Annotated in this window: 1 protein-coding gene; it reads right to left on the bottom strand. The window is 45.0% G+C overall.

The genetic code is table 11. The features are described from left to right. Positions 1 to 97: 97 nt before the first annotated feature. Positions 98 to 605 (bottom strand): aldehyde dehydrogenase family protein (locus tag R8N49_RS28695; RefSeq protein WP_318190645.1); only part of this gene is annotated, 508 nt, incomplete at its 5' end.

Below are 605 nucleotides of genomic sequence, written 5' to 3'. Positions count from 1 at the left end.
GCATCTGGAAGAAATACACCCTTCTCTCCTCTTTGCTCTATAAACAAAAAGCCAGGTTTAGAAACCCAGCTTTCTCTTTTGCACTCTCATCCAAAGATCAGTTTAAGCCACCAAGACAAATGTATTTCGTCTCTAGGTATTCATCGAGCCCTTGTTTCGCGCCTTCACGCCCAACACCTGACTCTTTAATACCACCAAATGGTGCAACTTCTGTCGAGATGATACCTTCGTTCACACCAACCATTCCGTATTCCAAGCCTTCAGTGAACTTGATAATTCGTTTAAGGCTATCGGTATAGAAATAACAAGCTAAGCCATACTCAGTATCATTGGCCATTGCTAACACTTGTTCATCATCTTCAAATGTTAATACGGGTAATACTGGCCCAAACAACTCTTGCTGCACGATAGCCATGCCTTGATCGACATTATCCAAAATTACAGGCTCCATAAAGCGCCCTGCGAGCTTTTGAGGACGGTTAGCAATGGTAGCCCCCTCTTGTAACGCCTGATCAATAACAGCCTCCAGACGATGCTTAGAAGCCATGGTGATCACTGGCCCAACTGTCACACCAGACTCCAAGCCATTCCCAACCTTTAGCTCC

This window comes from Vibrio sp. 1978 (genome assembly GCF_033344345.1).
This window is presented reverse-complemented; position numbering and strand designations above follow the sequence as displayed.